Here is a 26,306-nt window from a genome sequence, read left to right as displayed (position 1 = left end):
TAAGATAAGCCGATATTTAATTTTACTCTTATTCCAAAATAAAATCAAGGTCGAAAATGTTTATTCAAATCCAAGTTTTTTATACACAATTCATGATATCCCTCACCGTTTTCAAAAGAAAAGGGGGTGAAAATCCGAGGTCAAATAAAAAAAATATTCTCTTACAAAATTGCTGCAAGTGTGATATAATACAACCAATGAGGAAACAGTTATGAGTACTTCAAACAGAAAATACAAAGATTCAGTATTTGTAGACCTTTTTAGTGAAGACGAAAGGGCTAAGGAGAATTTTTTATCTCTTTACAATGCTTTGCATGGTACAAATCTACCGATGTCTTGTCCTGTAGAAAATATAAGGCTCGATAATGTTATGTATATGAACATAATCAACGATGTTTCCTGCCTTGTAGATGGTAAAATTATTATTCTTGCTGAACACCAGTCTACAATAAACGAGAATATGCCTTTGCGTTTTTTAGAATATATAGCAAGGCTCTATGAAAAACTGCAAGCACCTACAGACAGGTATTTAAAAAAGCTATCTAAAATACCTACGCCTGAGTTCTATGTCTTTTATAACGGCAAGGAAGACTACCCTGAAACTACAGCTCTAAAATTATCTGATGCCTTTATTACAAAACCTAAACAAGCGCCGTTGGAACTGACAGTACAGGTTTTAAACATCAATACGGATAAGGCAAACAAAATTCTAACGGCGTGTAAACCGCTCGAAGAATACAGCCTATTCGTAGAAGAGGTAAGAAAGCAAACACAACTCGACCCTGAAAATGGTTTTACCAATGCAATAAAAATATGTATAGAAAAAGGGATCTTAAAAGAATACTTAATGAGAAAATCACGGGAGGTAATAAACATGTTAGTAGCAGAATATGATTATGATACGGACATTGCAGTACAAAGGGAAGAAAGTCTAAGAATTGGTATAGAACAAGGAATACGGCAAGGCTTTTCTGATGGAGCGTACCAAAAAGCCATCGAAATAGCTAAGGCTTTTAAGCAGTTTGGATTTGATATTGATAAAATAGCTGAAGGAACCGGCTTAAGCCGTGAAGAAATCGAAAAACTGTAACAAAGTGCAAATGTCAAAGTATGAGGTTCAAATGCTGTGGGCATTTTTTGCAATTTTGCATTCTTAACCTTGCAATTTTTAAAAATATAGTGTATCCTTATTCTGTGATCAAACTTATTCTGTGATCAAATTTAAGCTTTTAGGCTTTATATAAAAAGGAGTTTTTATGGGATTTACAACGGATAAAATCAGAACCATCGCCGTTGCCGGACACGGACAATCGGGCAAAACCAGTCTTGTGGAACACTTGCTCTATGTTTCTGGCCTTATCGCTAAGGCAGAATCGGTAGACTCGGGAAAAACCGTGACGGACTACAGTCAGGAAGAAATCGATCGAAAAATATCTATTTACTCAACCTTAGTTAATTTACAAAAAGACGATAAGCTCATAAATATTTGGGACACTCCCGGAGCTTCTGATTTTATCGGTGAGGTAATAGCTGCTTTCCGCTCATCCGAAGCAGCCCTCATAGTTTTGGACGGAAGATCGGGCGTACAAATTGAAACAATCAAGTACTGGCGCGACCTTGACAGAAGAAACAAGCCCCGCCTTGTTTTTGCAAACAAGATGGACGAAGCCAGAGCCGACTTCGATAACTGTATAGCCGATGTTAAAAAGCAGTTTCAGGTAGATGTCTTCCCTGTAAGCTTTCCCATGGGAACAGGAGATAATTTTAAGGGTGTTGTAGACGTTCTTCACGGCAAGGCCTATAAAATCGAAGACGGAAAAGAAGTAGAAACGGAAATCCCTGCCGAATATCAGGATAAATACAAGGATGCTCTGGAAGTTTTGGCCGGAGCTGCCGCCGAAGGCGATGAAGAACTACTCGTAAAATTTATAGATGAAGGAGAGCTTTCTCCTGAAGAAATAAGCCGAGGTCTTACCCTCGCCATGGCCGATAATAGAATTGTTCCTCTTTTTGCAGGCTCTGCAATAAATAATTCAGGCCTTAATTCTCTTTTACGCTTTATAAGCGAAATTCTTCCCTCACCTGAAGGAGCCCTGGAAAGAGGAGTTACAAAGGAAGGAGAAGAAATCTCAGTTAAACTGGACTCTTCAGCTCCTCTTTCGGCCATTGTAGTAAAAACCTCCAACGACCAATTTTCAGGCAGACTTTCCTATGTGAAAGTTATTACGGGAACTCTCTCAGCCGATTCCGAGGTCTACAATCTTAGAGAAGAAAAAAAGGAAAGGGTCGGTAAAATTTATAAGACATTGGGTAAAAAACTTACGGAAGTAAAAGAAATTGCAGCAGGCGATATAGGCGTTTTGGTAAAGCTTACAAGCACAAAGACAAACGATACCTTAGCCGCATCAGCCGATGTAATACCCTTTGTAAGACTCAGAACTCCCGAGCCCATCTATTCGTTGGCGGTTTCCGCAATCGACAAAAAGAATGACGATAAGGTCAGCGAGCAGCTGTTTAAGGCCTGCGAAGAAGACATGACCCTCTCCTTTGCTTTCAATGCCGAAACAAAGCAAAATGTTCTATCGGGTATGGGCGATTTACATACGAGCATAGTTTTGGATAAGGTTAAAAATCAGTCCAAGATAGAAATTCAAACATCCATTCCCCGAATTGCCTATAGAGAAACGATTCAGCGCAAATCCCAAGCCGAATACACGCATAAAAAGCAGTCGGGCGGCCACGGACAATTCGGCAGGGTTGTTTTGGCAATCGAACCCCTCCCCAGAGGCGAAAAATACAAATTTACCAATGCGGTTTTCGGAGGAGCTATCTCCAAGGGCTACATACCCGGCGTTGAAAAGGGCGTTATTGAGGCTATGGAAAAAGGCGTTTCTGCAGGCTACCCCGTAGTAGATGTTGCCGTAACCGTTCTCGACGGTAAAGAACACCCCGTAGACTCATCGGAAATGGCCTTTAAGATTGCAGCTCGAAATGCCTTTAAGGATGCAATGCGAAATGCAGGCCCGATCCTTCTTGAGCCCATTATGAATCTGACCGTATTTGTCGAAACCTCATATCTCGGAGATATAATGAGCGACCTTTCTTCACGCCGAGGCAGAATCCTAGGCCAGTCCTCTCCCGCCAGCGGCATTGAAGAAATCAGGGCACAGGTTCCCCACAAGGAGCTTTTGCGCTATGCAATAGACCTCCGCTCGATGACAAGCGGTACGGGTTCTTTTGAAATGTCCTTTGACCACTATGATCCGATTTCAGGTAAGATTGCCGATGAGATAATAGCTGAGGCCAAGGCCTTTATGGAAGAACAAGAAGAATAGGCTAAAGCCTAAACAAAAAAACACCCTATCAGGAACGATGGGGTGTTTTTTTTGTTTAGATGCGGCATTTTAACTTGCTGCATACCGAAAGCGAAGAGCAGAAACCGGTTGACATGATAGTGGATTGGTAAAGGGAGCACAATCAAATCAACAACTCCAATACTCTGCCTCGAAGTTGTTGATTTGAAAAACTTGATACTGTTTAAAGCCATTGACATTCGGCCGGCAGCATTACCGGCATAAAACTCTATTACAATACGTTCTGCACCACAAAACACATTTTGCCTATTCGGTTTCACCGCTTTACCGCCACGGACGGCGGTGGTTACATTCTTGCGATGTTTTGCCGAAAGGCAAAACTCGAAACTCAAAATCGGACAAGGACGTCCGATTTTGAGTACCTCTCCGGCAAAATGTGTGAACTCAAGGCCGGCAAGCCAAGCGGAAGCCAAGATAGAAGCTCCAGTAGTCAGGACTGTAGTAGCCCCGTACGCCTACAGTGCAGTAGTGCGCGTAGAAGTACCAACTGCCGCCGCGTAGGACGCGGTAAGAACCCGACGCACCACCCTGAGGATCGGTAACTGTGTTAGCCTCTATATCGTCGTACCAATCAAAACACCATTCCCAGACATTACCGCTCATATCGTGTAAACCGAGTGCATTCGCTCTCCTTTCTCCGACCGGATGAGTTTTTCCTCCTGAATTACCACTATACCATGCAACCGCTCCTGTTTCCGCAGCATCATTCCAGTCAGCTTTCGCTCCGCTTGCACTGTTTAATTTGGTAAGGTACACATCGCTGTATTGCACCGCATTTGTTGTATCGCTTCCCTGCCGGCGAGCCGCATATTCCCACTCGGCTTCTGTCGGAAGTCTAAAGCCTTTTTTACCCATCTCAGCATACGCTGCATCACAATCAGCTGTTGCCGTCGCGTCTTTTAATACAACCGTATGATCGTCCTTTTTGCGGTATACGCATTCGGTATCGGCTTTACCTTCAGCCTTCATTTGAGTATACGCATTACACCACACAATGCAGTCCCTCCAGCTTATAGTCGTTACAGGCTCATCGTCAGTTCCGCTTCCGTCTTTACCTTTTACTCCCGGATTGGCAAATGTATATCCATGACCAGTCGCCCAGTCGTAAACTTCTTTCCACAGTTTATAGGTTACCTCTGTTTTGCCGAGCTTGTAGGGGCTTAATTTTACCTTACGGTCTTTAATAAATACGCCTTTCCACCAAGCTTCACTTCCGGGTAAGGCGTAGTTAGGGGCAACGCCTACAATGCCGTTTGCAGGAGGGGTTATTTTTATAAAGCCGTCGCCTGTGTCTTCAACAGAACCTACATTGGGCGGCGAACCGCCTCCGCCCGCATTATTCGGGCAGCCGGTCATTCCAAATAGCGCTATAGGCGCCACCAACGCGGCTATGATGAGCGCCACCAACGCGGCTATGATGAGCGCCGCGGCTCTTTTCAGTGCACAGAGCCTGCCGCTTGAAGCGGCTGAGCTCTTGTTCAAATTTAATTTTATCATATATTTTCTCCTAAAAAATGATATGCTGTTTATAAAGGAAAAATCCATTAATTCTGAATAAGGTCTTCACCGTACAGTAAACCGGTCATTCCCCGCTCGGGGAAGGGGGGCTTCCCTGTACGGGGAATGAACCCTTCCCTTAGCGGGGAAAATGCCTTTCCTAAAACTTCCTATGCCTTTGCCTTGCAAGGATAGCCATATACTATTTCGCGTATTTGCAAAAGAGTTTTATTGCCAGTGCTGAATTTAGTCCGCACCATTACTTCTACCTTTCCTTCCGGTACTTCTTTAGGCACGCGGGCGATGATTTGGCTAGGGTTATTAACCGAAAGCCGGCGGTTAGTCTTGTATTCGGTGCCGTCTGCGGCTTTAAAAAACACGCCTTGAGCTGGATCGGTTTCGTCTACCTTGATTTTGCTTCCCTCGATTATAATATCATCGCCGATTGTGAGAGAACCGTCTTTTAAGCCCGTTGCAGTATAGGTTATTTCGGTAATGCGGGCAGTTTCTTCTTTTGCACCCAGCACTTTAACACCAATTGCATCAAGGGTTGTGCGTAAATCCGCAGTCGGGATTAGGTCGACGGTACGCTTGTGTATTTTTTCATCGTAAGAAGAATTTTCCGTCTCCCATACACCCGATACACGCGGGCTAATTTGTACAAGACCGTCCATAAAACTCAAACCTTCTTGGATAAGGTCTTTTACAGCCTTATCCCTCATGTTGAGAATGTTGATAATTGTTTCCTTGCTGAATTCCGAGCGTTCTTTGGTGATCATTTCCGCAATGTCCTCATTTCTCTGCGTAGCAGCATGTGCATGAACATCCGCTATGCAGTCCCTGTCGTTGTCCTTGGTCAAGGTGTTGGGGCGTAAGTGCACTTCCTAATGACTTTTTTAATTTAACCGCGGAGCACGCCAAGGACGCAAAGAGATTTAAGGGAGTCTTTGTAAGGACATCCTTAATAATCCTCTGCGAAGTTGAGCGAAGCTCAACGCTTTGCGTGCCTTGCGGTGTAATATAAAAAACGCATAAAAGCGTACTACGGCCCTTATGCGGTACTTTATGTCAAGAGCTTTTTCAAAACTTTTTGTAATTTTTTTGTGAGAATGTTTATAACTGCCGGCGATGCGTTTCCATATCATTGGTGTTTAGTATACACGGTTTTGCTGCATATTGCAAGGCCCATTTCAAACATCTTTCCATCTTATAAAGATATGGGAACCTCTAAAAAACTGAAGCTCTTAGAGGTTCCTTTTTATAACTACCTACTTCTTAAAACGCTTTACCTTTTTGGTAGTAGTCATTTCAAGCGGTTCGGATAGATAAGTTGTTTTTGTAATGCGCTGATAAGGTAAAAGTTTCTTATTTACGGTTTCGATAATGGCATCGATTTCTTTTTGAACAGCTGCATCTCCTTCGCTTGTGCCGCGTGTCATATTGAGCTTTTTGTAAAGTTCATCGGCAGGATAAACAAGAGCTTCAACTTCTTCGCCTTCTTCAGCCTGATAGCCTGCAGCGGTAATCTGTTCAATTTCATTATAGTAAAGCTGGAACATATTTTCGATTTCTTCGGGGAAGACGTTTTTTCCTCCGGCGGTAACTATGAGGTTTTTAGCCCTTCCGCAAAGGTAGAGATAACCCTCATCATCAAGCCAGCCGAGGTCTCCTGTCTTTAACCAGCCGTCGGGAGAAAGAACTTCGGCTGTTTCTTCGGGCATATTGTAATAGCCCTGCATAACCATCGGCCCCTTTACGGCAACCTCACCTATTCCCTTTTCATCAGGATCGAGAATCTTCATTTCCATACAAGAAATAAAGTACTGTCCGACACTGGCGATTTTAAAGTGTTCTTTCGGATTAAGAGCAATAATGGGAGAGGTTTCGGTCAAACCGTAACCTTGAACAAAGTCGATACCGAATTCGTTATAAGCCCTGCATACGTTGGGCGCAAGGGGGCCACCTCCGCATATGGCGATACGGACATTTCCTAAACTGGCCTTATCCAAGATGCCGTGGAAGAGCTTGCTTCCTATATTAACCTTAAAGACCTTTTTAAAGAAGTAAGAGATACCCATCAAGGTCTTGATAATACCGAAAACTACAATACCTTTTGCCTTAATGCCCTTAAAAATACCTGCAAGAAGCTTGTTAAACAAGAGCGGAACGCCCAAAAGCATTGTGATTTTTCCGGCTTTAAGCTCGGCAAGCATTTTTGATACGGCAAGGGTCTTGCCGAATACCAGCTCTGCACCAACCGAGAGGGCTTCGATAAATACCGCAAGCATCGTATAAGAGTGATGAAGCGGTAAAAGAGCATAGAATACGTCCGTATGGTAAATGTTAAGGTTGGACTGGGCGATATAGCAGTCCGAAACAAAGTTTTTGTTACTGAGCATAACCCCCTTGGGATTTCCCGTTGTACCTGAGGTAAAAAGAATTGCAGCCGTATCGTTTTCTTGAGCCTTTGCAAGCTCAGGACTTCCGGAAGGCTTTAGATTATAAACATAAATTTCAGGATGTTTTTTACTTAAAGAATAAAGAGAACCTATATAACTCTCGGTTTTTGCTTTTTCTGCAAAAAAATCGAATTTTTCTTCATCCACAAAAAATAATTTAGGTTTCGCCGTTTTTAAAAGAGTTTCAATCTCTTCATTATGAAGACCATAGTCTATCGGAATTATTATTCCTCCTGCAAAAAGGCTTGCCAAGTATACGACAGCCCATTCCGGGGAGTTTTTGCCTGAAACGGCAACATGAGTTCCCTTTGTAACACCGTTTTCGGTCATCCAATAAGCCAAGTCTTTTACTACTTTTAGACTTTCCGAATAAGAAAGGGTAACACGATCCGGTTCAAAGACCGTAAAACAATTCCTGTCAGGGTACCGTTCCGCAGTAATTTCAAACATTTCGGGGAGGGTCGGCCATTCGCCTTTAAACTTTGAGCCTCTCCATTCATCTAAAAATGCCCAGGGCTTTTTATTAAGATTTGCCATAAGATCTTCCTTTTATAAATAAATTTAGCTAAATTCTCTTATAGTTAGACCCGATAAGAGATAGGAGGTTGCAGAATTTATGAAAAAAATATTTATTTTTGTTCTTTTAAGCTTTTTTTTAAACGGATGTATGACTTTTGGAGCTCAACCGCCCGAATCTCCGCGTCTCGATTTTATAAATGCTGCATATAAATACCTAAAAACTCCATATAAATATGCAGGCACTACTAAGGCCGGAATGGATTGTTCAGGTTTTGTATATAGGGCAGCTCTTGACGCTCTCGAAATTAGCATCCCCAGAAGCACAAAGGGTCTTGCAGACTTTGCTAAACGGATCTCGGACAAAGAAGTTCAACCCGGCGATCTTTTATTTTTTTATACTGTGGGAAACAAAGTATCACACGTAGGAATTTACATAGGTAACAGGGAATTCATCCATTCCGCTTCGCAGGGTAAACATACAGGTGTAATAATTTCTTCTCTTGATGAAAAATATTGGAAAGACACGTACCGCTTTGCCGGCCGTATTTTGGATCCGGAAGATATTTTTAACGAATAAGGTTCAAAAATAAAGGCCTATAATTCGATATTAAAAACATTCAAGATTATTATCAGCTGCATTCCTTTTACTGGCTCAAGGTCGATATTGAATTCTTGTATCAAGGATTTGGGTTTTATTTTAAGTTTTCTTATTATTGAAAACTCTTCCTTTGCCAAAAGTTTTCCCTTAGGTCTTTTATAATCCGAAAAATCATAGACAACTTTGGTTATTATACGGCCCTCAATAACTTGAACTACAACCTTTCCGTCTTCATTCGTAAGATGTTTTTCCTCAGTCCCATCCGAAAAAAAGACAGTACATGGAAGGTCCTTAAAAGAGATTTGAGCCTTGTCGGTAAGCTGTATATAAGCTCCTTCAATTTTAGGCTGAATTTGCTTTGTCTTGCATGACAAAAAGCAAAGCATTAAAACTACAAAAACAAGCAACTTTTTCATTCTATTCTAAAATTCCTTTGATCCTCATTTGTTCAAATACGCTGTCCTCTCCTAAAAAGTGAGCAAGGCCTGCAAACACAAAGGTTGTTCCGCCTTTATTAAGATATTCTTCAAATTTGTCAGCCCAAACAATATTTCGATCTTTTAAAAGAGCATCTTGAGATATACCGTCGCTCATATCCAAAAGAGAACCTATAAAATCTTTTAATTCCTCGGTATTGTTTTCCAAATAAAGCTTTTTTAACTTTGTAAGCCAGTCAATCGCTTTATCCGTATTTTGTAATTCTTTTATAGTTTCTTTAAGAGCCTTTAGCTGTTCTTCAAAAGTTCCTGAAGATAAAAGATCCAGCTGTTCATCAATGCTTTCAAGGGCTTCAATGTTTTTCTTACCGGCACGGTTTAAAAGATGCATATCTATACCGTTTTGAGGATCTAATCCGGCCTTTGTATACAGTACTTGATTTAAAGCGATTGTAAGAATCCATGGATTAAATTTAAATAGAGGAACGGCAATGTTTTCTCCCAATTCTTGTTTAACAACGTTTATTTTATCTTCGGACAAAAAATTAGACAAATCTTTTTCGGGACTAATATTAAAATGTTGAAGCATCTTAATTTGTAATTTTTCCTGAACCATTTCCATTTCTTTTTTGCCGCCCAATTCACTGACCCGTCTATCGGCCTTATCGAAGGCTTCCAGTATCTTATCTTCCAATGGATAAAAATCCTTGTCTGCAACATGGATTGTACCCAAAACATAGATTGAAGCATCTCCTTTTTTTACTTCCCAAAACATCCTTTCAGGATGTTTTATTAAAACGGCTTTCGATTCGCCGTCAGCCTGCGAATTTGAATCCTTTGTTTTACAAGAGACTAAAAAAGAAAAAATAAGCAAAAAAGCCAAAGCGGCTGTCAAGATTTTTTTAAGGTTTTTCATATATTCTCCAATTTAATTAGATTATTTTATAACGATTATTTCATGATTTACAGTATATAAAAAATTTTAAAAAAATGCTATACTGCAAAACACTTATGAATGATTTTATTGCACTATGCGCCGTAGGTGCAGAACCTGTACTTACAAGGGAACTAAAACTTTTAGGTTTTAAACCTTACAATAGGTTACCCGGAAGGGTATTTTTTACTTCAGCCGAAGCTGAACCTCTTTTAGCTTTTTTTAAGGCAAATTATTTTTTACGCACAGCCGACAGGGTTTTTATGCTTATAAATACCGCAAAGGCCGAAAATTTTGATGACCTTTTTGATTTGGTCTTTTCGATAGACTGGCACAACTATTTTCCGCGAGATGCCCGAATTACAATCGACAAGGTAAGAACATATAAGTCCAAGCTTTCTTCGGAACATGCCGTTCAATCCATCGTCCACAAGGCTGTCTGCGACAAGCTGTGCAAAAAATGGAATATGCATTCCCTGCCGGAAACCGGAACCCGTTTTATGATCCGCATTTATATAGAAAACAACAATGTCTATGTCTGTCTGGACTTATCCGGGGAACCTCTTTATAGAAGGGGTTACCGTTTAAGCGGAGGGGCCGCCCCCATGAGGGAAACATTGGCAGCCGTCTTAATTCAGCTAATGCAATGGAAAAGAAAAATCCCCCTCCACGATGCTTTTTGCGGCTCCGGGACTATTCCGATTGAAGCCGCTTGGTATGCCTATAATATTCCGCCCGGGATTGCCCGTCACTTTGCCTTTGAAAACTTTATCTGTTTTGAAAAAGAAAAAATAGAAGCCGTCTTAAAGGAAGAAAAAGAAAGAGCTGCCTCGGAGGTACGCACCGACTGCCTTGCAAGGATAACGGGCTCTGATATTTCGGAAGAAGCAGTTTCTCTTTCAAAGGCCAATGCCGAAAGAGCCTGCATCATCGCAGGAAGGGAACTTCATGCAGCAGGCATTACCCATCACATAGAACGTCCCGACTTTATTCAATCGGACTTTTCTGAACTGGAAGCCCCATACGACAGCGGCATCCTTTTATCGAATCCGCCCTACGGCGAAAGGCTCGGAAGCGAGGAAGAAGCCTTTGAGCTTTATAAACGGATGGCCGAAATACCTCAGCATTTCCCGAACTGGAAGCTGGGCTTTATCACAAGCAAAAAAGAATTCGAAAAAATATTCTGTAAGCAAAATAAGGATGCCGTCTTAAAAAAACACAGCCTGCGAGGCGGCAACATGGAAACCGTCTTGTACATTATGGAGTAAAATCCGGTTTAGCTTACAAAAAAGGGCTGCTTTTCAGCAGCCCTAATTTAATCGCATGGAACCAATTTTTATATAAAGCGCGTTTACGCGACGTAAATTGTTTACGCAACGTAAACGGCAAGTTTCTGTTTTTCGGCAGGCTTTTTAAGCTGCTGCAAGGCCTTTTTTTCAATCTGGCGTATTCTTTCTTTTGTAAGATTAAAGATAAGCCCTACCTCTTTTAACGAAAGAGGAGCATAACCGCCAAGCCCAAAACGATAACGTATTATCTCAGCTTCCCTATCGTCAAGGTTTTTAAGAAGCTCGTTTACCTCATCTCTAAGGCTCATATCCATTGCGTAGTCTTCAGGCATTTGGTGAGTTTCGTCCTGTAAAAAGTCGTTTACACTGGAGCTTCCGGGCTCATCAAAAACGGGAGCATCTATGGAAATAGGCTCTCTGGCTGCATTCATAATTGTGTGAACCATAGAATTGTCCATATTTAAGATGCCTGCAATCTCATTAAGTTCCTTAGTTTCGTTTCCCGAAAAGTCGATTTCTTTTTTAGCCTTTTCTATTTGAACAAGCTCGTTTGCCCTGTTTAAGGGAAGGCGTATCATCCTTGATTTTTCGCAAATAGCTTTTAAGATAGATTGTTTAATCCACCAAACAGCGTAAGAAATAAATTTATAGCCCTTTGAAACATCGAATCTTTCGGCGGCATTCATCAAGCCTATATTTCCTTCGCTGATAAGATCCATAAGGGGAAGACCTTGGTTTTGATATTTTTTTGCTACATTTACAACAAATCGGAGGTTTGAATTTACCAACATATTTTTGGCATCTTCATCTCCCTTTTCGGCGAGTTTAGCATATTTTATTTCTTCTTCAGCTGTTAAAAGCGGTATCTGATTGATTTCTTTTAAATAAGTAGCCAACGAGTTCATTTCTGCGTCATAATTATTTTTTGTCCTGTTATACATAACTTAACTCCTTGTATAAAATTGGGAAGTCTTTTTGACCTCCGGTATATACAAGCAAAAACCATGCTAAAAGCCGAATATTCAAAAAATATTTTTAAACCATCAAAAAAAAGAGAGTTAAAACTATAAGTTTATATTCGATATAGACTTATAAAATTCAACATCCGGCACCAAAAATGAGCAAAACCTATTGCCTTTTTAGCTCTTTTTTCTTATATTTTATGGTATTCGGGACTTATGTATTGAAATGACACAACCCGAAATAAAACACAAAAAAGAGTGCCAAAAAGGCACAAATACTGCTTTTTGTGTTCTTTTAATTTTTCAGGAGGTCTTTTGATGAAAGTTAAACCCTTAGGAGACAGAGTTTTAGTAAAACCGGATGCCGTAGAAACAAAAACTGCCGGCGGAATCATCATTCCCGACACAGCTCAAGAAAAAACACAAAGAGGTGTTGTTGTGGCTGTAGGTGACGACAAAGAAAAGATTAAGGTTTCAGTCGGTCAAAAAGTTATTCACGACAAATATGCCGGAACTCAAATTCAAATTGACGGTGTAGATCATTTGATTTTAAAATCAAATGATTTGGTTGCTGTTGTAGAATAAGGTTTAGCGTTTTTATCTTACAGATAAAAGCTGATTAAAAAACGGCGGGTTTTAAACAAAACCTGCCGTTTTTTTACTTGAAAGAGCTTTATTTTACCAAAGCCATCGTATCCTTAGCAATCATAAGTTCTTCATTTGTAGGAATGATAAGAACCTTGACCTTTGATGAGGCCTTACTTGCATCGGTAAGTTTTCCCCTTACCTTGTTTTTCTCGGAATCGAGTTCAACACCGAGGAATTCCAAACCGTGACAGATTTTTTCTCTAAGCTCGATAGAGTTTTCACCTATGCCGGCTGTAAATACCAGAGCATCCACTCCGCCGAGCTGGGCTGCATAAGAAGCTATGTACTTTCTAACCCTGTTGCAGAATACATCCAAGGCAAGCTGAGCCCTCTTATTTCCTTCTTTTGCAGCGGTTTCAATATCACGGAAGTCGCTGCTTACACCGGAAATACCAAAAACGCCGGATTTTTTGTTTAAAACATTGCTCATTTCATCGGCTGAAAGTTTTTCCTTGTTCATTATAAAGGGAAGAATTGCAGGGTCTAGGTCTCCTGAGCGGGTTCCCATGACTAAACCTTCAAGGGGGGTAAGTCCCATCGAGGTATCTACACATTTTCCGCCCTTGATAGCGGCCAAGCTGGAACCGTTTCCTAAGTGGCAGGTAATAACCTTAAAATCGGCCGAATTATTTTTGAGGGTTTCGGAGGCTTTTTCCGAAACAAAGCGGTGTGATGTTCCGTGGAAACCGTAGCGGCGTATCTTATATTTTTCGTAATACTCGTAGGGAAGAGCATAGATATAGTTTTCTGCCGGCATTGTTTGATGGAAGGCCGTATCAAAAACCGCAACCATCGGAGTTTTCGGCATAAGAGCCTTACAAGCCTCGATTCCCATAATATTTGCAGGGTTGTGTAAGGGAGCAAGGTCGATACATTCTTTGATACCGGCCATTACCCTGTCATCCAAAAGAACGGACTTATTGAATTCTTCTCCGCCGTGAACTACCCTGTGACCTACAGCCGTAATCTCATCCATGGATTTTACTACACCGTGATTTTTGTCGATGAGGGCTTCCAAAACAAGCTGAATGGCCCTTTTGTGGTCATTCATTTTTTCTTCAATTAAAACGGCATCCATTCCTTTTTTTTCGTGTTTAATACGTGAACCTTCAATACCGATTCTTTCGACAAGGCCTTTTACCAAAACATCTTCGTTAGTCATATCAATTAGCTGATACTTTAAAGAAGAGCTTCCGCAGTTGATAACCAATATCTTCATTATATATCTCCTTAAAAATGTGAAGTGATCTTACTTTGTATAATACCCTAAAATATAAGAAAAGTCTATCGATATAAAGGCTTGTTTTTTAATAATTTTTAGATTATAATTGAACTTGCCGATTTTATGTAAACAAAGGAAATATGATAAACAGCTCGGGAGAAATTTATGGTCGAAAAAGAAAAAAATAAATCTGCATTTATAGTTTTTTTACAAAAGAATCTTAATTTTATAATAGCAATAGTTGTATTTTTAATTTTTACTGCCTTTAGTTTTATTAAATTTGGAAGAAATATAGAAAACCAAGTCTACGATGCCATGCTAAAACTTAAACCGGAAATCAAAGAAAAAAGCGAAATTCTCCTTTTAAATGTCGATGACTTTTCTATAGAACAAATCGGCTCTTGGCCTTGGTCAAGGGACGTCTTAGCCGATGTTTTAATCCGCTTAAAAGAATCAGGCGGTAAGGCGGCGGTTTTCGATATTGAGTACCTGTCTGCAGGAAGGGCAGGTGCAAATAATGCCTATGTAGAACATGAATTGCCCAAAGAATATACAGCCGTGCGTCAGGAATTCGGAGAATATATAAAAGAGTTTTCGGATGCGGTGGCCGGTAAAAACATTCCGCTTTCCGAAGTAAAAACAATAGGACAGGATATGTCCGACTATTTTAAATCAAGAATTGATGAACTTTCCGATTCAATTAAACAAAATGTTTTTAGAGATAATGATGCCTACATGGGAGCTGCTGTAGGCTTTTTTGAAAATGCTTTTTTAACCATAAATGCGGTAAATATAAACATAGGCGGCGAAACAAAGGAACTAAAAGATTTTGCCTACAATAATTTTTTGTTTACCAATGTAGAAGATAAAACAGGGCTTTTTAAAAAGGAAACATTAGCAAACCGCAAGGCGGCAAATGAAGAATACGGAATGGCTCCGACGATTATGCCCATACTGCAATACGCAAGAGGAGCAGGTTTTCCGAACGTGGTTATAGACGAAGACGGTGTACGCCGCCGCATTTCTCTTTTAACCGAATACGAAGGAAGGTACATAGGCCAGCTGGTCTTTACTCCCATCCTTCACATCCTTGAACCCGAAAAAATTATCCGGTCGAGAAGGAAGCTGATTTTAAAAAATGCCAAAGATCCGTCCGATTTGGAAAAAAGAAAAGACCTTACAATTCCTCTGGATGAAGAAGGAAACCTTTTAATAAACTGGCTAAAAAAACGCTTTGCCGACACGGAAAATCCCGAAAACGGCAGCTTTAAAAGCTTATCGGTCTATGCCCTAACCTACGCCGACATAATGGAAAAGAATTTAATTTCACTTTTAGAAGCCATAAAAGATTTGCAAATCAGAACTGCAGACGGCTATCTTTCTTATCACAATGCGGTTACTTCTTTAGAAAGTGAATACGCAAGGCTTGACCAATGGAAAAAAGAACTTCTAAATAAGGACAAGCAGGATTTTAAAGAATACTTTGCGGCACGCAGTTCCTTTTTTGATAATTACAGTAAATTTTTAAGCGGAGATTTCGATAAAGAAATACACAGCCTTTTTGCAAAAATAAAAGAGCAGAACGGCTCAAATCAATATGACGATATAGATGCCTATGTTACCGAACTTTTTAAAAATGCAAAAGAAGAATATAAAAACTATTCGGAACATATAAACTATATAAACGGCTTTTGCAACAACGCATTTGCAATTATAGGATACAGCGGCGTAGGCACCTCCGATTTAGGCGTAAACCCTTTTTGGAAATCTTACCCCAATGTAGGTACCCATGCCAATATTTATAACACGATTATGAATGAGGACTTTATAAGACCTCTTCCAAAATGGGTTTCAATAATACTTGCCTTTGTAATAGCAATATTTACAGCCTTTATGATGAAAAAGATAGAAAGAGGATTTATAAAGGTTCTTCTTGGAATCGTTTTATTGAGTTTAACTCTTTCTATAGGAATTCTTTTATTCGTATTCGGAAAAATATACTTACAGCTATTTCTTCCGGTTATAACGGTCGTCATAAGTTTTATAGTTATCCTCTTACTAAACTTTATTTTCAGCGAAAAAGAAAAGGGCTTTTTAAGAAAGGCCTTCGGTGTTTATCTTTCGGACGATGTTGTAAATGAAATTATTGCCGACCCCGACAAGCTCACTCTCGGAGGAGAACAAAAAAGAATTACGGCTCTGTTTACCGATATAAAATCTTTTTCCACCCTTTCGGAAAAAATTACGCCCGAACACTTGGTTTCGGTTTTAAACGTATACCTCACACAAATGAGCGATTTAATTCTACAAGAAAAAGGCACGATTGACAAATACATAGGAGACGCCATCGTTTCTTTTTTTGGAGCACCGATGGATTTGCCCGACCATGCATACAGGGCATGTCTTGCGGCAATCAGAATGAAACAGGCTGAAGCCGAACTCAATAAACAGCTTTATGATGTAGGCGACATTCCCATGCCCATCTTTACACGCATAGGAATAAATACCGGCGAAATGGTTGTCGGAAACATGGGCACCGAAAAAAAAATGAACTACACAATTATGGGAAATGACGTAAACCTTGCAGCCCGTCTTGAAGGTGTAAACAAAAAATACGGCACATGGATTTTAGCTTCCGAATCTACATGGAACGAAACAAATGATGCTTTCCTTGGCCGCCGCCTCGACCGCGTAAGGGTTGTGGGTATCAATACCCCTGTTCAGCTTTACAATGTTATGGCAGTCAAATCCGAAGCCTATGCGGAAATGGTACAGCTCGTAGGCATATTTGAAAACGCAATAGATTTTTACCGCCAAAGAGAATATCAAAAAGCCCTTAATCTTTTTAACAAGTGTTTGGAAGTCTCTCCCGATGACGAGCCTTCAAAGATGTATGTTGAAAGAATGAAGATGCTTCTTGCAGACGCTGAAACGGCGGCAACACACAGCGATATTGTAAACATGACAAGTAAATAAATCTCTTAATTTATAAGGACAATAATATGAAAAACTTAACTCAAGGAGATGAGCTAAAGCAAATAACTCTTTTTTCATTACCGATGCTATTAGGTAATATCTTTCAGCAGTTATATAATGTTGTTGACAGCATTGTAGTCGGAAAAAGTATAGGCGATCATGCTCTTGCTGCCGTAGGTATTTCTTTCCCTGTATGGTTTATTTTTATATCCCTTGTCATAGGTTTTACTATGGCTTGTAATATTTTAATAGCTCAATTTGTCGGAGCAAAAAAAGAAGAAGAAATAAGTAAGGTAATTCAAACAAGTATATTAATTCTATTTTGGGCAGGGCTTATCGCTACGGCTATAGGCTTTGTTTTTGCGCCTTATATCTTAAAAATAATGAACACTCCTTCCGATGTCTTTGAGGAAGCCCTTATCTATTTAAGACTCATTTTTACCGGAATTATTTTTTTATTTATATATAATGCCTTTACTGCAATGCTGAGAGGATTTGGGGATTCAATGACACCCCTTTATGCCTTAATCATCTCTACAATAATAAATATAGGTCTTGACTGTCTTTTTGTAATAGTATTCAAATGGGGTATTGCGGGAGCTGCAATAGCAACCATAATAGCCCAATTTATTTCTTGTTTTTGGCTTATATTTTATTGTCGAATAAAATATAAGGATTTTAGAGTAAACTTTTTTAAATTAAAATTCGATAAAACTATTTGTATTCAGTCCGTCAAAATGGGCTTTCCATCAGGAATACAGCAAGCCTTGGTCGGAGGAGGTTTTATGGCCCTCCTTTCGATTGTAAATACCTTCGGTACACAAACGGCAGCAGCCTATTCAGCCGCAGGTAAACTTGACGGCTTTATTGTAATGCCAGCCCTAAATATAGGCGTTGCCCTTTCATCCTTTACAGGCCAAAACATAGGAGCCGGAAGATTAGACAGAGTAAAAAAAGGTTTGCGGGCTTCATTATTTTTAGGACTAGGAATTACAATTACGGCTACTACGGCAATAGTTATCTTCGGTAAAGCAGTTATGTTCCTTTTTGTAAATAATCCGGAAGTAATTGAATTGGGCGCAAGATACTTAATAATAGTTGCACCTGCATATTTTTTTAATACAATAACATTTACTCTAAACGGAGTTATACGAGGAGCGGGAGAAACTGTTTTTCCGATGATTTCAACATTATTGGCTATGTGGGTGTTTAGAGTACCGGCAGCAGCCGTTCTGTCTCGATATTTAGGCTCGGATGGGATCTGGCTTGCCGTTTCGGTTGGATCAGCAGCAGGCTTTCTTTTAACACTCTTTTACTATTGTTCAGGAAAATGGAAAAAAAAGACGGCCGAAATTCTTAACTTAAAAAAATAAGCAAATGATCTAAATTGTAATTGTTTGCTTTTTCAAATTCAAATAAATTCTATTTTTTTATAAGGAAAAAAAATGAAAGAAAAATTATTAAGTTTTTTTTACATTGTTTGCGGAGTTTTGATGATAGCATCAGGTATTCATTTTTTCTTGCTGCCTTCAAAATTATCCTTGGGCGGGGCTACGGGAATGGCCTTGGTATTGTCAAAATACCTTCCGCTTTCTACAGGAGCCCTACTTGTTGTAGTAAACATTTTTCTGTTTGCTCTCGGCTTTTTAATCATCGGAAACAAATTCGGTCTTAAAACGGTTTGTGCGAGCCTTGGACTTTCAGGAGCGGTATGGCTTTTAGAAATTTTTGTTCCATTGCAGGGACCGATTGTAAACGACAAATTCTTACAGCTGGTAATTGCCGTCATCCTTTACGGGGGAGGCGTAGGCATAGTTTTAAATCAGTATGCATCAACCGGAGGAAGCGATATCTTTGCAATGATTCTGCAAAAATATTTCGGCCTCGACTTGGGAAAAGGCTGCTTAATTACGGACTTTACCATTACAGTTTTTGCGGGCTTTGCTTACGGCCCGGAAATAGCCTTGTTTTCGTTGGTGGGTGTAATCATAAACGGGCTCGTAATCGACTCTACAATCGACGGCCTTAACATGAGTAAATACTGCGTTATAAATACGGATAAGCCCGATGAGCTTTGCCGATTTATGGTGGAACTAGGCCGTTCTGCAAACGTATATAAGGCAACGGGGGCTTACACAAGAGCCGAACGCTCGGTTATTCAAACCGTTATGAGCCGCAGGGACTTTGTAAAGTTAAAAAGCTATCTTGCCGCAAACGACCCTAAAGCCTTTATGGTTGTAACAAACGCCCACTCCGTATTCGGCTGGCATTGGAGAAGGATAGGCGAATAACCACAGCTTAAAACAAAAAAAGTACAATCTTAAAAGGTACTGGATTATTTTTGAAAAAGCTGATATATTGTTCCCATTCATCAATAGCATCTTAAGGAGTTAAAACTATGCTTAAAGAAATTCGCGGAAAGAGCGCAAAAAACTTGCGCGGAAGAAGCTTTCTAAAATTGTTGGATTTTACTACAGACGAAATCCGCTATTTACTTGACCTTTCAAAAAATTTTAAAGACATGAAAAGGGCCGGAATTCCTCACAGATACCTAGAAGGAAAAAACATCGTTCTTCTTTTTGAAAAAACCTCTACAAGAACACGATGCTCTTTTGAAGTTGCAGGTTATGACCTTGGAATGGGCGTTACCTACCTTGATCCCAATTCTTCACAGATGGGACATAAAGAATCTATCGAAGACACAGCCCGTGTTTTAGGCAGAATGTATGACGGTATCGAGTACAGAGGCTTCAGCCAAGAGCTTGTAGAAACATTGGCCGAATATTCCGGTGTTCCCGTATGGAACGGATTAACCGACCTTTTCCACCCGACTCAAATGCTTGCAGACCTTCTTACAATCGAAGAAAAATTCGGCTATTTGAAAGGACTTAAATTTACATACATGGGAGATGCACGAAACAACGTAGCCAACTCCCTCATGATAGCCTGCGTAAAAATGGGAATGCACTTTACGGCATGTTCACCCAAGCACCTCTTCCCCACTGAAGACTTGGTAGCCGAAGCAAAGAAAATAGCTGCCCAAACAGGCGGAAGCGTAACCCTTACCGAAAACGTAAGCGAAGGCACAAAAGGCGCTCATGTTCTTTATACCGACATTTGGGTATCTATGGGAGAACCCGACAGCGTATGGGAAGAACGCATTAAGCTCTTAAAGCCCTATCAGGTAAACAAGGCCGCTATGGACAATGCAGACAAGGATGCAATCTTCTTGCACTGCCTCCCCTCCTTCCATGACTTAAAGACAACTAAGGGTCAGGAGATTAACAAAAAGTTCGGTCTTCCCGAAATGGAAGTTACAAACGAGGTTTTTGAATCTCATAAATCAGTTGTTTTTGATGAAGCCGAAAACCGCATGCATACAATCAAGGCTGTTATGTATGCCACAATGTGCTAATCTTTTTTATATTTGCTAACCTTAGACTCTTTCTAAAAACTTTAGGAAGAGTCTTTAATTTTTTTGGAGGGAAGCCTTGTGATTCTTGAACTTAAAAACATTTCAAAAACTTATCCTTCGGGACGAAGGGCCTTACAAAGCATTTCTTTTAAAATAGAAGAAGGAGAAATTCTTGCAATCATAGGCCTGTCGGGAGCCGGAAAATCTACAATGCTTAGATGTATAAACCGCTTGGTCGAGCCGGATGAGGGAGAAGTTATTTTTTTAGGAGAAAAAATAAACAAGCTTAAAGGAAAAAAATTAAGACAATACCGCTCAAAGATAGGAATGATTTTTCAAAATTATAATCTGGTCGAGCGTCTTAATGCCGTCGAAAATGTTTTGCACGGCTGCCTCGGTTCAATTCCTTCTTACCGCGGAGCCCTAGGCCTTTATACCGAAGAAGAAAAAGAAAAAGCCTTTGCTCTTTTACAAACCGTAGGCATGGAAGAATTTGCCTTTCAAAGATGCAGCGAATTAAGCGGCGGTCAAAAACAAAGAATAGGGATTGCAAGAGCCTTAATGCAAAGCCCTAAGCTTTTGTTATGCGATGAGCCCATAGCCTCCCTTGACCCGCAGTCGTCAGAAACGGTTTTAAATTATATCAAAGAATTCGCAGTAAACAAAAACATTGCCTGCCTTATAAGTTTACACCAAATGGAAGCTGCAAAAAAATATGCCGATAGAATCATCGCTCTCAATAACGGGAAAATAGTTTTTGACGGAATACCCGATTCCTTAAACGATGAAGTATTGCACAAAGAAATTTTTACAAATGTTTCTATTGACAGCGGAGAAAAATCTCTATGAAGTTTGATTTAAAAATTTATTCTGAGGACAAAAAAAAGAAAAGACATTATCATAAAAAAGAAACTTCATACTCTTGGGAAAAAAAACAATTCTTTTTTGCGAAGAAAAAACTAAAGGCAATTATTATTCTTTTAAGTCTTATTTTAATATATTATTTTGCATCAAATATAACCGGCTTTAAAGACCTTAAAGCAATTTTTAAATTTCCCCTTGCAATAGCTTGGCTTATAAAAAACTTTAAACCCGACAATGAAAGTTTAAAACATATTCCGATTATAATAAAAACCTTGGGCGAAACCTGTGTAATAGCGGCCTCTGCAACTACCGCTGCGGCTTTTTTTGCCCTTATCTTAGCCCTCCTCGGTTCTCAAACCACAGGAATAAATAAGCCCTTTCAAATAATCCTTACCATGACAGCCTCGTTTTTAAGAAACATTCCGCTGGTGGCATGGGCAATGCTTTTATTGTTTTCGTTTAAACAAAATAATTTTACCGGTTTTTTAGCTCTCTTTATAATTACCTTGGGTCATCTGGTAAGAGCTTTTAAGGAAATGATAGAAGAAACAAGCGAAGAATCTTTTACGGCACTGCGGGCTGCAGGCGTTCCGTATTTTCCGGCTCTCTTTAATGCCGTATTCCCAAGCATAGCACCCGGTCTTGTTTCGTGGCTCTTATACACGGTTGAAACGAATGTGAGGGACTCCGCTCTAATAGGAATTCTAACGGGAACGGGAATAGGTTTTTTATTTAACCTTTATTTTAAAAGTTTCCGTTATAACAGTGCGGGCTTAATTATTCTATGCCTTGTAATCATAGTTTTACTCATCGATATTCTTTCAAATAAAATAAGGCGGATTCTTTTATGATTGGAACAACAAAAAAAATAAAAATAAGAAGATTCTCAAAGCAAAGAGTATTAATTTTATTTGTTCTTATTTTTTTATCAAGCCTTACAATTATAAGCTTATTTCAAATGGAAAAGCCCGACTATGGAATTCAAAAAGCTTTTTTACAATTTACGGAATATTCAAAGGATTTATTTTTTTTCCCTAAGCTGTCGCAAAAATATTCTTATGCGGACATATTTTTTTCTCTTTTGGTAAGTTTAAGCCTTGCCCTTTTAACCACCGTCTTCGGAGTTGTGCTTGCTTTCTTTTTAGGGATAGCCGCCTCGGAAAATCTTTCAAACAAGCATCTTGTAAAAATCATAAGAACGGCAATGTCCCTTATCCGCTCCGTGCCGACAATTATTTGGGTTTTAATATTTTCGGTAGTTGCAAACATAGGAGCAGAGGCCGCCGTCCTCGGTATGAGCTTTCACAGCACAGCCTATCTCGTAAAAGGCTTTTCGGAAAGCTTTGATGGCATAGACAAAAAAACGATTGAGGCCTTAAGAGCCTGCGGAGCAAGCTACATCGAAATTATAAGTCAGGCAGTTCTCCCCGCTTCGATAAACAATCTAATCTCGTGGAGTTTTTTTAGATTTGAAATTAACTTCGGAAATGCTGTTGCCGTAGGAGCTGCGGCAGGGGCCGGCGGAATAGGTTACGAGCTTTTTATGGCAGGCTCTTTAAACTTTAATATGAGTGAAGTCGGCTTTATATCCTATCTTATTTTCGGAACGGCTATTATTTTGGAAATATCTTCGACAAGGATAAGAAACAGGATTAGACATTAGGCCTTTGAGTTTAACGGGGCAGGAAAAATCAAAAGAGCTTTTTTCTCCTGCCACGCTAAACATTCCGTTAAAACTTTTAAACAAAAGAACTACTTGGCGTTGTTCTCTGCAATTTTTACAACAAGCTCAATTCCCTTTTCGATTGATTTTGTGGGGATGAGCTCGAAGCGTCCGTGAAAATTATAACCGCCTGCAAAAAGGTTAGGACAGGGAAGCCCCATAAAAGAAAGGCGGGCTCCGTCAGTCCCTCCCCTGACCGGGACTATATGGGGTTCAATACCGACATCAGTCATAGATTTTTTTGCAAGCTCAATTATTTCCATGTGCGGTTCGATTTTTTCTTTCATGTTGTAATAAGAATCTTTTATTTCCATCTTGATTATATTGCCGTATTTTTTATTTAAAAAATCGACAGCAGTCTTCATAAGTTCTTTTTTGTGAAGGAAGCTTTCCATAAAGTGATCTCGGATAATATAAGACATCTTTGTAAAATCAACGCTCCCTTCAATAGAAGTTAAATGAATAAAACCTTCATAGCCTTCGGTATATTCCGGCTTTTGTTCTTCGGGAAGCATGTTCTCCAATTCTCTTGCCGCAGAAAGAGAGTTAACCATCATATTTTTTGCAGAACCCGGGTGCACATTCTTTCCTTGAATTTCTATCTTAACGCTTGCGGCATTAAAGTTTTCGTATTCGAGTTCACCCAAGGGGCCGCCGTCTACGGTATAGGCAAAGTCCGCTCCGAAGTTTTTTACATCAAAAAGATCGGCACCTCTTCCGATTTCTTCATCGGGAGTAAAGCCGATTTTTATTTCGCCGTGTTTAATTTCGGGATGAGCCAAAAGATATTCTATAGCGCCCATGATAATTGTAATACCGGCCTTATCGTCTGCACCCAAGAGGGTTGTTCCGTCGGTTGTAATAATCTCCTGACCTTCAAGCTCTTTTAAGAAGGGAAAATCTTTGACGGTCATGGTGTACTCATCGTTGAGTTTAATATCCCCGCCCTTGTACACAAAAACTTTCGGATTTACGCACTTGCCGTCCAAATCGGGAGCCGTATCCATGTGGGCTATAAAACCGATTGCGGGAACCTTTTTATCGGTGTTTGCAGGAATGGCCGAATAAACATAACCGTGCTTATCCTGCTCAGCCTTTAAGCCCATCTCGGTCAATTCTTTTACAAGGTATTTTCCCAGCTCAAGCTGTCCTGGAGTACTGGGACAGCATTCATTTTCTTCGTTGGACTTAGTGTCCATCGAAATGTATTTTTGAAATCTTTTAAGATAATCCATAATGTCTCCTGTAAAAATATTATAGTTTACGATGAACAGCCTAACACTTTTGCAGCCTTGTGTAAAGTGGGGAAAAATTTCCACACCGTCCTTTGACACAAAGTATCTAAAGTGCTTGACAATCCGTTTTTGTTTGTATATATTTTTTTATCAAATAAGTGACGGCACCGTCATATTGACAAAACCGTTAAGATTGTATAACATATAGTATGTTTACTATGGCTAATTTTTTAGGATAAAATAATTAAATGGAGGATTCTCTATGAATGATAAACAAAACCGGCCGGCACAGAAAAATACTGAACGAGACCCGGCAAAGCAGCAGGCGGAACGAAACCCTGCAAAACAGAAAACCATCAAGCGACTTTTAAGCTACGCGGGAAAAAGCAGAGGGCTTTTGCCACTGTCGCTTATGCTTTCAGGCTTGAGTGCCCTTGTGAGCTTTGTGCCGTACATTATGGTGTTCTTTGTAATGCGCGATGTGATTGCCGCCGCCGTAGCAAAAGAAGCGGTAAACGCCGCCTCCCTTACACGCTACGGACTGTGGGCAGTCGGCTCCGCGGCGGCGGGCTTTGTGTTGTATTATGCAGCGCTCATGCTTTCGCATGCGACGGCATTTACCATTCAAGAAAACCTTTCGATACGGATGGCCGAAGCACTGGCGGAACTTCCCATCGGCTGGCATATCACGCACGTAAGCGGCAAGGTGCGCAAAGTGTTTGAAAAAAACGTCAATCAACTTGAAACGCTCATCGCTCATAACCTGCCCGATACGGCACAGAACATGGTGTCTCCTTTTGCGATACTCGCGCTCATGTTGGTATTCGATTGGCGGCTCGGACTTATTTCCCTATTGCCGCTTGTGCTTGCTTTCGTGCTGCAAGCGGTTTTAATGCAAATCAGTTCAAATTCCGGCTTTATGCAAAAGTACGAAAATGCACTTGAGCAGATGAACAATGCGGGCACCGAATACGTACGCGGCATTTCGGTTATCAAAACCTTTAATCAGTCCGTGTATTATTTCAAAAACTTTTACACTTCTATTATGAACTACAAAGAATTTGTGTATAAATATTCGCTGTCGTGGGAAAACGGCTATTCGATTTTCCTCGCACTCGTTAAAGCGGGCTTTCTATTCCTGCTGCCTGCCGCTCTGTTGATAGCGGGCAGTGCGACGCTCGATCCTCGCTTTTTTTACAGTTTTGTGTTTTATCTTGCCTTTGCACCGGTTACCTACACCATGCTGATGAAAGTTATGTATGCAAATTCATTCAATCAGCGCTCAAACGATGCGCTCAACCGTATTGAAGATATCTTGCAAGCGCCGCTGACCAAAGAACCGGAAAAGTCCGTATTGCCCGAAAAATACGATATAGAATTTAGAGACGTAGTGTTTTCTTATAAAACGGAAACGGCGGGATCTGCGGAAACGGACACAGGGAACAAGGGCCGCGCCACAGTGAACGGCATCAGCTTGCATATTCCCGAACATTCGCTTACCGCTCTTGTCGGACCTTCAGGTGGAGGCAAAACGACCCTCGTCAATTTGCTCGGCCGCTTTTGGGAAATTGATTCAGGGGAAATCAGTATCGGCGGTGTCGATATCCGCGACATTAAAACAAGCGACCTTTTGCACACCGTCGGCTTTGTGTTTCAAGAAAATAAGCTCTTTAAAGAAAGTATTTTTGAAAACATCCGCTACGGCAAAAAAGACGCAAGCCGAGAAGAAGTGATGGAAGCCCTCCGTAAAGCCGAGTGCATGGACATCATCGAAAAACTGCCTGCCGGTATCGACACCGTGTACGGAACTAAGGGCACATACGTATCAGGCGGAGAAGCACAGAGGCTTGCCATTGCCCGCACCCTCTTGCAGGACGCACCGATTATCGTGCTGGACGAAGCAACCGCCTTTGCCGACGCCGAAAACGAACACAAAATCAAAAAGACATTCGACGTACTGCTCAAAGATAAAACCGTCATCATGATCGCCCACCGCCTCTCTTCGGTTGTAAACGCCGATAAAATCTGTGTCATCAACGAGGGCAAAATTGAAGAAGAAGGCACGCACACCGAACTGCTCGCACGGAAGGGCTTGTACGCAAGTATGTGGGATAATTTCCAAAAAGGCATCGAGTGGAAAGTATAGATAATTTG

General features: G+C 40.4%; 22 protein-coding genes. 13 read left to right on the top strand and 9 right to left on the bottom strand.

Annotated features, from left to right (window positions below):
* The first annotated feature begins 211 nt into the window (after positions 1 to 211).
* Positions 212 to 1,090: an Rpn family recombination-promoting nuclease/putative transposase gene (locus TDE_RS04550; RefSeq protein ID WP_002682246.1), complete on the top strand. Its 879-nt coding sequence runs from the start codon at positions 212 to 214 to the stop codon at positions 1,088 to 1,090.
* Between the two features lie 166 nt (positions 1,091 to 1,256).
* On the top strand, positions 1,257 to 3,335 hold the full coding sequence (gene fusA / locus TDE_RS04545) for an elongation factor G (protein WP_002682245.1): 2,079 nt from the start codon (positions 1,257 to 1,259) through the stop codon (positions 3,333 to 3,335).
* 8 nt (positions 3,336 to 3,343) lie between these two features.
* Here the strand turns inward: fusA and TDE_RS04540 are convergent, their stop codons facing one another.
* The 4 genes from TDE_RS04540 to TDE_RS04525 form a co-directional block, all read right to left on the bottom strand.
* Positions 3,344 to 3,787: a hypothetical protein gene (locus TDE_RS04540; protein ID WP_002670347.1), complete on the bottom strand. Its 444-nt coding sequence runs from the start codon at positions 3,785 to 3,787 to the stop codon at positions 3,344 to 3,346.
* The gene (locus tag TDE_RS04535; RefSeq protein WP_002682244.1) at positions 3,759 to 4,871 is read right to left on the bottom strand and encodes a formylglycine-generating enzyme family protein; all 1,113 of its coding nucleotides are present in this window, start codon (positions 4,869 to 4,871) and stop codon (positions 3,759 to 3,761) included. Before TDE_RS04535 ends, TDE_RS04540 begins: the two co-directional genes overlap by 29 nt.
* A gap of 170 nt (positions 4,872 to 5,041) precedes the next feature.
* Positions 5,042 to 5,752 carry a DUF4469 domain-containing protein gene (locus TDE_RS04530; RefSeq protein ID WP_002670345.1) on the bottom strand — a complete coding sequence of 237 codons (711 nt, stop codon included), beginning with the start codon at positions 5,750 to 5,752 and terminating at the stop codon, positions 5,042 to 5,044.
* A gap of 387 nt (positions 5,753 to 6,139) precedes the next feature.
* On the bottom strand, positions 6,140 to 7,867 hold the full coding sequence (locus TDE_RS04525) for an AMP-dependent synthetase/ligase (protein WP_002682243.1): 1,728 nt from the start codon (positions 7,865 to 7,867) through the stop codon (positions 6,140 to 6,142).
* A gap of 79 nt (positions 7,868 to 7,946) precedes the next feature.
* On the opposite strand from TDE_RS04525, the gene TDE_RS04520 reads away from it, so the two are divergent.
* Positions 7,947 to 8,426 carry a C40 family peptidase gene (locus TDE_RS04520; protein WP_002682242.1) on the top strand — a complete coding sequence of 160 codons (480 nt, stop codon included), beginning with the start codon at positions 7,947 to 7,949 and terminating at the stop codon, positions 8,424 to 8,426.
* 17 nt (positions 8,427 to 8,443) lie between these two features.
* On the opposite strand, the gene TDE_RS04515 is transcribed toward TDE_RS04520, so the two are convergent.
* Together TDE_RS04515 and TDE_RS04510 are read right to left on the bottom strand one after the other, a co-directional pair.
* Entirely contained in the window at positions 8,444 to 8,863 is a 420-nt protein-coding gene (locus TDE_RS04515; protein WP_002670335.1) for a hypothetical protein, read from the bottom strand.
* Between the two features lies 1 nt (position 8,864).
* Complete coding sequence (locus tag TDE_RS04510; RefSeq protein WP_002682241.1) at positions 8,865 to 9,800, bottom strand: TraB/GumN family protein; 936 nt, start codon at positions 9,798 to 9,800, stop codon at positions 8,865 to 8,867.
* Between the two features lie 95 nt (positions 9,801 to 9,895).
* Between TDE_RS04510 and TDE_RS04505 the strand changes: the two genes are divergently transcribed.
* On the top strand, positions 9,896 to 11,086 hold the full coding sequence (locus tag TDE_RS04505) for a THUMP domain-containing class I SAM-dependent RNA methyltransferase (protein ID WP_002682240.1): 1,191 nt from the start codon (positions 9,896 to 9,898) through the stop codon (positions 11,084 to 11,086).
* Positions 11,087 to 11,187: 101 nt separating this feature from the next.
* Here TDE_RS04505 and TDE_RS04500 read toward each other — a convergent pair whose 3' ends face one another.
* Positions 11,188 to 12,048, bottom strand: coding sequence for a sigma-70 family RNA polymerase sigma factor (locus TDE_RS04500; RefSeq protein ID WP_002670326.1), 861 nt, complete (start codon positions 12,046 to 12,048; stop codon positions 11,188 to 11,190).
* 339 nt (positions 12,049 to 12,387) lie between these two features.
* Here TDE_RS04500 and TDE_RS04495 point away from each other — a divergent pair, with 339 nt between their 5' ends.
* Positions 12,388 to 12,654: a co-chaperone GroES gene (locus TDE_RS04495; RefSeq protein ID WP_002670325.1), complete on the top strand. Its 267-nt coding sequence runs from the start codon at positions 12,388 to 12,390 to the stop codon at positions 12,652 to 12,654.
* A gap of 88 nt (positions 12,655 to 12,742) precedes the next feature.
* Here the strand turns inward: TDE_RS04495 and TDE_RS04490 are convergent, their stop codons facing one another.
* A complete protein-coding gene (locus TDE_RS04490) occupies positions 12,743 to 13,936 on the bottom strand; it encodes an acetate/propionate family kinase (RefSeq protein WP_010956840.1) in 1,194 nt (397 codons plus the stop codon).
* A gap of 168 nt (positions 13,937 to 14,104) precedes the next feature.
* Here TDE_RS04490 and TDE_RS04485 point away from each other — a divergent pair, with 168 nt between their 5' ends.
* The 7 genes from TDE_RS04485 to TDE_RS04455 all read left to right on the top strand — a co-directional run bounded on the left by TDE_RS04485 (position 14,105) and on the right by TDE_RS04455 (position 22,857).
* Positions 14,105 to 16,915: a CHASE2 domain-containing protein gene (locus TDE_RS04485; RefSeq protein ID WP_002682238.1), complete on the top strand. Its 2,811-nt coding sequence runs from the start codon at positions 14,105 to 14,107 to the stop codon at positions 16,913 to 16,915.
* A 26-nt stretch (positions 16,916 to 16,941) separates the two neighbouring features.
* The gene (locus TDE_RS04480) at positions 16,942 to 18,288 is read left to right on the top strand and encodes an MATE family efflux transporter (protein WP_002682237.1); all 1,347 of its coding nucleotides are present in this window, start codon (positions 16,942 to 16,944) and stop codon (positions 18,286 to 18,288) included.
* A 72-nt stretch (positions 18,289 to 18,360) separates the two neighbouring features.
* Complete coding sequence (locus TDE_RS04475; RefSeq protein ID WP_002670316.1) at positions 18,361 to 19,206, top strand: YitT family protein; 846 nt, start codon at positions 18,361 to 18,363, stop codon at positions 19,204 to 19,206.
* A 107-nt stretch (positions 19,207 to 19,313) separates the two neighbouring features.
* On the top strand, positions 19,314 to 20,330 hold the full coding sequence (argF, locus tag TDE_RS04470) for an ornithine carbamoyltransferase (protein WP_002682235.1): 1,017 nt from the start codon (positions 19,314 to 19,316) through the stop codon (positions 20,328 to 20,330).
* A gap of 78 nt (positions 20,331 to 20,408) precedes the next feature.
* Positions 20,409 to 21,179, top strand: coding sequence for a phosphonate ABC transporter ATP-binding protein (phnC, locus tag TDE_RS04465; protein ID WP_002682233.1), 771 nt, complete (start codon positions 20,409 to 20,411; stop codon positions 21,177 to 21,179).
* The gene (locus TDE_RS04460) at positions 21,176 to 22,045 is read left to right on the top strand and encodes an ABC transporter permease subunit (protein WP_002682230.1); all 870 of its coding nucleotides are present in this window, start codon (positions 21,176 to 21,178) and stop codon (positions 22,043 to 22,045) included. Before phnC ends, TDE_RS04460 begins: the two co-directional genes overlap by 4 nt.
* Positions 22,042 to 22,857 carry a PhnE/PtxC family ABC transporter permease gene (locus TDE_RS04455; RefSeq protein ID WP_002682228.1) on the top strand — a complete coding sequence of 272 codons (816 nt, stop codon included), beginning with the start codon at positions 22,042 to 22,044 and terminating at the stop codon, positions 22,855 to 22,857. Before TDE_RS04460 ends, TDE_RS04455 begins: the two co-directional genes overlap by 4 nt.
* A gap of 89 nt (positions 22,858 to 22,946) precedes the next feature.
* Here TDE_RS04455 and pepT read toward each other — a convergent pair whose 3' ends face one another.
* A complete protein-coding gene (gene pepT / locus TDE_RS04450) occupies positions 22,947 to 24,152 on the bottom strand; it encodes a peptidase T (protein ID WP_002682226.1) in 1,206 nt (401 codons plus the stop codon).
* Positions 24,153 to 24,414: 262 nt separating this feature from the next.
* On the opposite strand from pepT, the gene TDE_RS04445 reads away from it, so the two are divergent.
* Positions 24,415 to 26,298, top strand: coding sequence for an ABC transporter ATP-binding protein (locus TDE_RS04445; protein ID WP_002682225.1), 1,884 nt, complete (start codon positions 24,415 to 24,417; stop codon positions 26,296 to 26,298).
* The last annotated feature ends 8 nt before the right edge of the window (positions 26,299 to 26,306 follow it).

Origin of the sequence: Treponema denticola ATCC 35405 (genome assembly GCF_000008185.1) — a bacterium.
GTDB classification, from domain to species: Bacteria; Spirochaetota; Spirochaetia; order Treponematales; family Treponemataceae; genus Treponema_B; species Treponema_B denticola.
This window is presented reverse-complemented; position numbering and strand designations above follow the sequence as displayed.

Bases quoted from the DNA above. Each gene is read 5' to 3' on its own strand.
- TDE_RS04515 (WP_002670335.1), bottom strand. From the start codon at position 8,863: ATGAAAAAGTTGCTTGTTTTTGTAGTTTTAATGCTTTGCTTTTTGTCA.
- TDE_RS04505 (WP_002682240.1), top strand. From the start codon at position 9,896: ATGAATGATTTTATTGCACTATGCGCCGTAGGTGCAGAACCTGTACTT.
- argF (WP_002682235.1), top strand. From the start codon at position 19,314: ATGCTTAAAGAAATTCGCGGAAAGAGCGCAAAAAACTTGCGCGGAAGA.
- TDE_RS04460 (WP_002682230.1), top strand. From the start codon at position 21,176: ATGAAGTTTGATTTAAAAATTTATTCTGAGGACAAAAAAAAGAAAAGA.
- TDE_RS04510 (WP_002682241.1), bottom strand. From the start codon at position 9,800: ATGAAAAACCTTAAAAAAATCTTGACAGCCGCTTTGGCTTTTTTGCTT.
- TDE_RS04480 (WP_002682237.1), top strand. From the start codon at position 16,942: ATGAAAAACTTAACTCAAGGAGATGAGCTAAAGCAAATAACTCTTTTT.
- TDE_RS04490 (WP_010956840.1), bottom strand. From the start codon at position 13,936: ATGAAGATATTGGTTATCAACTGCGGAAGCTCTTCTTTAAAGTATCAG.
- TDE_RS04475 (WP_002670316.1), top strand. From the start codon at position 18,361: ATGAAAGAAAAATTATTAAGTTTTTTTTACATTGTTTGCGGAGTTTTG.
- TDE_RS04520 (WP_002682242.1), top strand. From the start codon at position 7,947: ATGAAAAAAATATTTATTTTTGTTCTTTTAAGCTTTTTTTTAAACGGA.
- TDE_RS04500 (WP_002670326.1), bottom strand. From the start codon at position 12,048: ATGTATAACAGGACAAAAAATAATTATGACGCAGAAATGAACTCGTTG.
- TDE_RS04455 (WP_002682228.1), top strand. From the start codon at position 22,042: ATGATTGGAACAACAAAAAAAATAAAAATAAGAAGATTCTCAAAGCAA.
- TDE_RS04445 (WP_002682225.1), top strand. From the start codon at position 24,415: ATGAATGATAAACAAAACCGGCCGGCACAGAAAAATACTGAACGAGAC.
- fusA (WP_002682245.1), top strand. From the start codon at position 1,257: ATGGGATTTACAACGGATAAAATCAGAACCATCGCCGTTGCCGGACAC.
- pepT (WP_002682226.1), bottom strand. From the start codon at position 24,152: ATGGATTATCTTAAAAGATTTCAAAAATACATTTCGATGGACACTAAG.
- TDE_RS04525 (WP_002682243.1), bottom strand. From the start codon at position 7,867: ATGGCAAATCTTAATAAAAAGCCCTGGGCATTTTTAGATGAATGGAGA.
- TDE_RS04550 (WP_002682246.1), top strand. From the start codon at position 212: ATGAGTACTTCAAACAGAAAATACAAAGATTCAGTATTTGTAGACCTT.
- TDE_RS04495 (WP_002670325.1), top strand. From the start codon at position 12,388: ATGAAAGTTAAACCCTTAGGAGACAGAGTTTTAGTAAAACCGGATGCC.
- TDE_RS04535 (WP_002682244.1), bottom strand. From the start codon at position 4,871: ATGATAAAATTAAATTTGAACAAGAGCTCAGCCGCTTCAAGCGGCAGG.
- TDE_RS04485 (WP_002682238.1), top strand. From the start codon at position 14,105: ATGGTCGAAAAAGAAAAAAATAAATCTGCATTTATAGTTTTTTTACAA.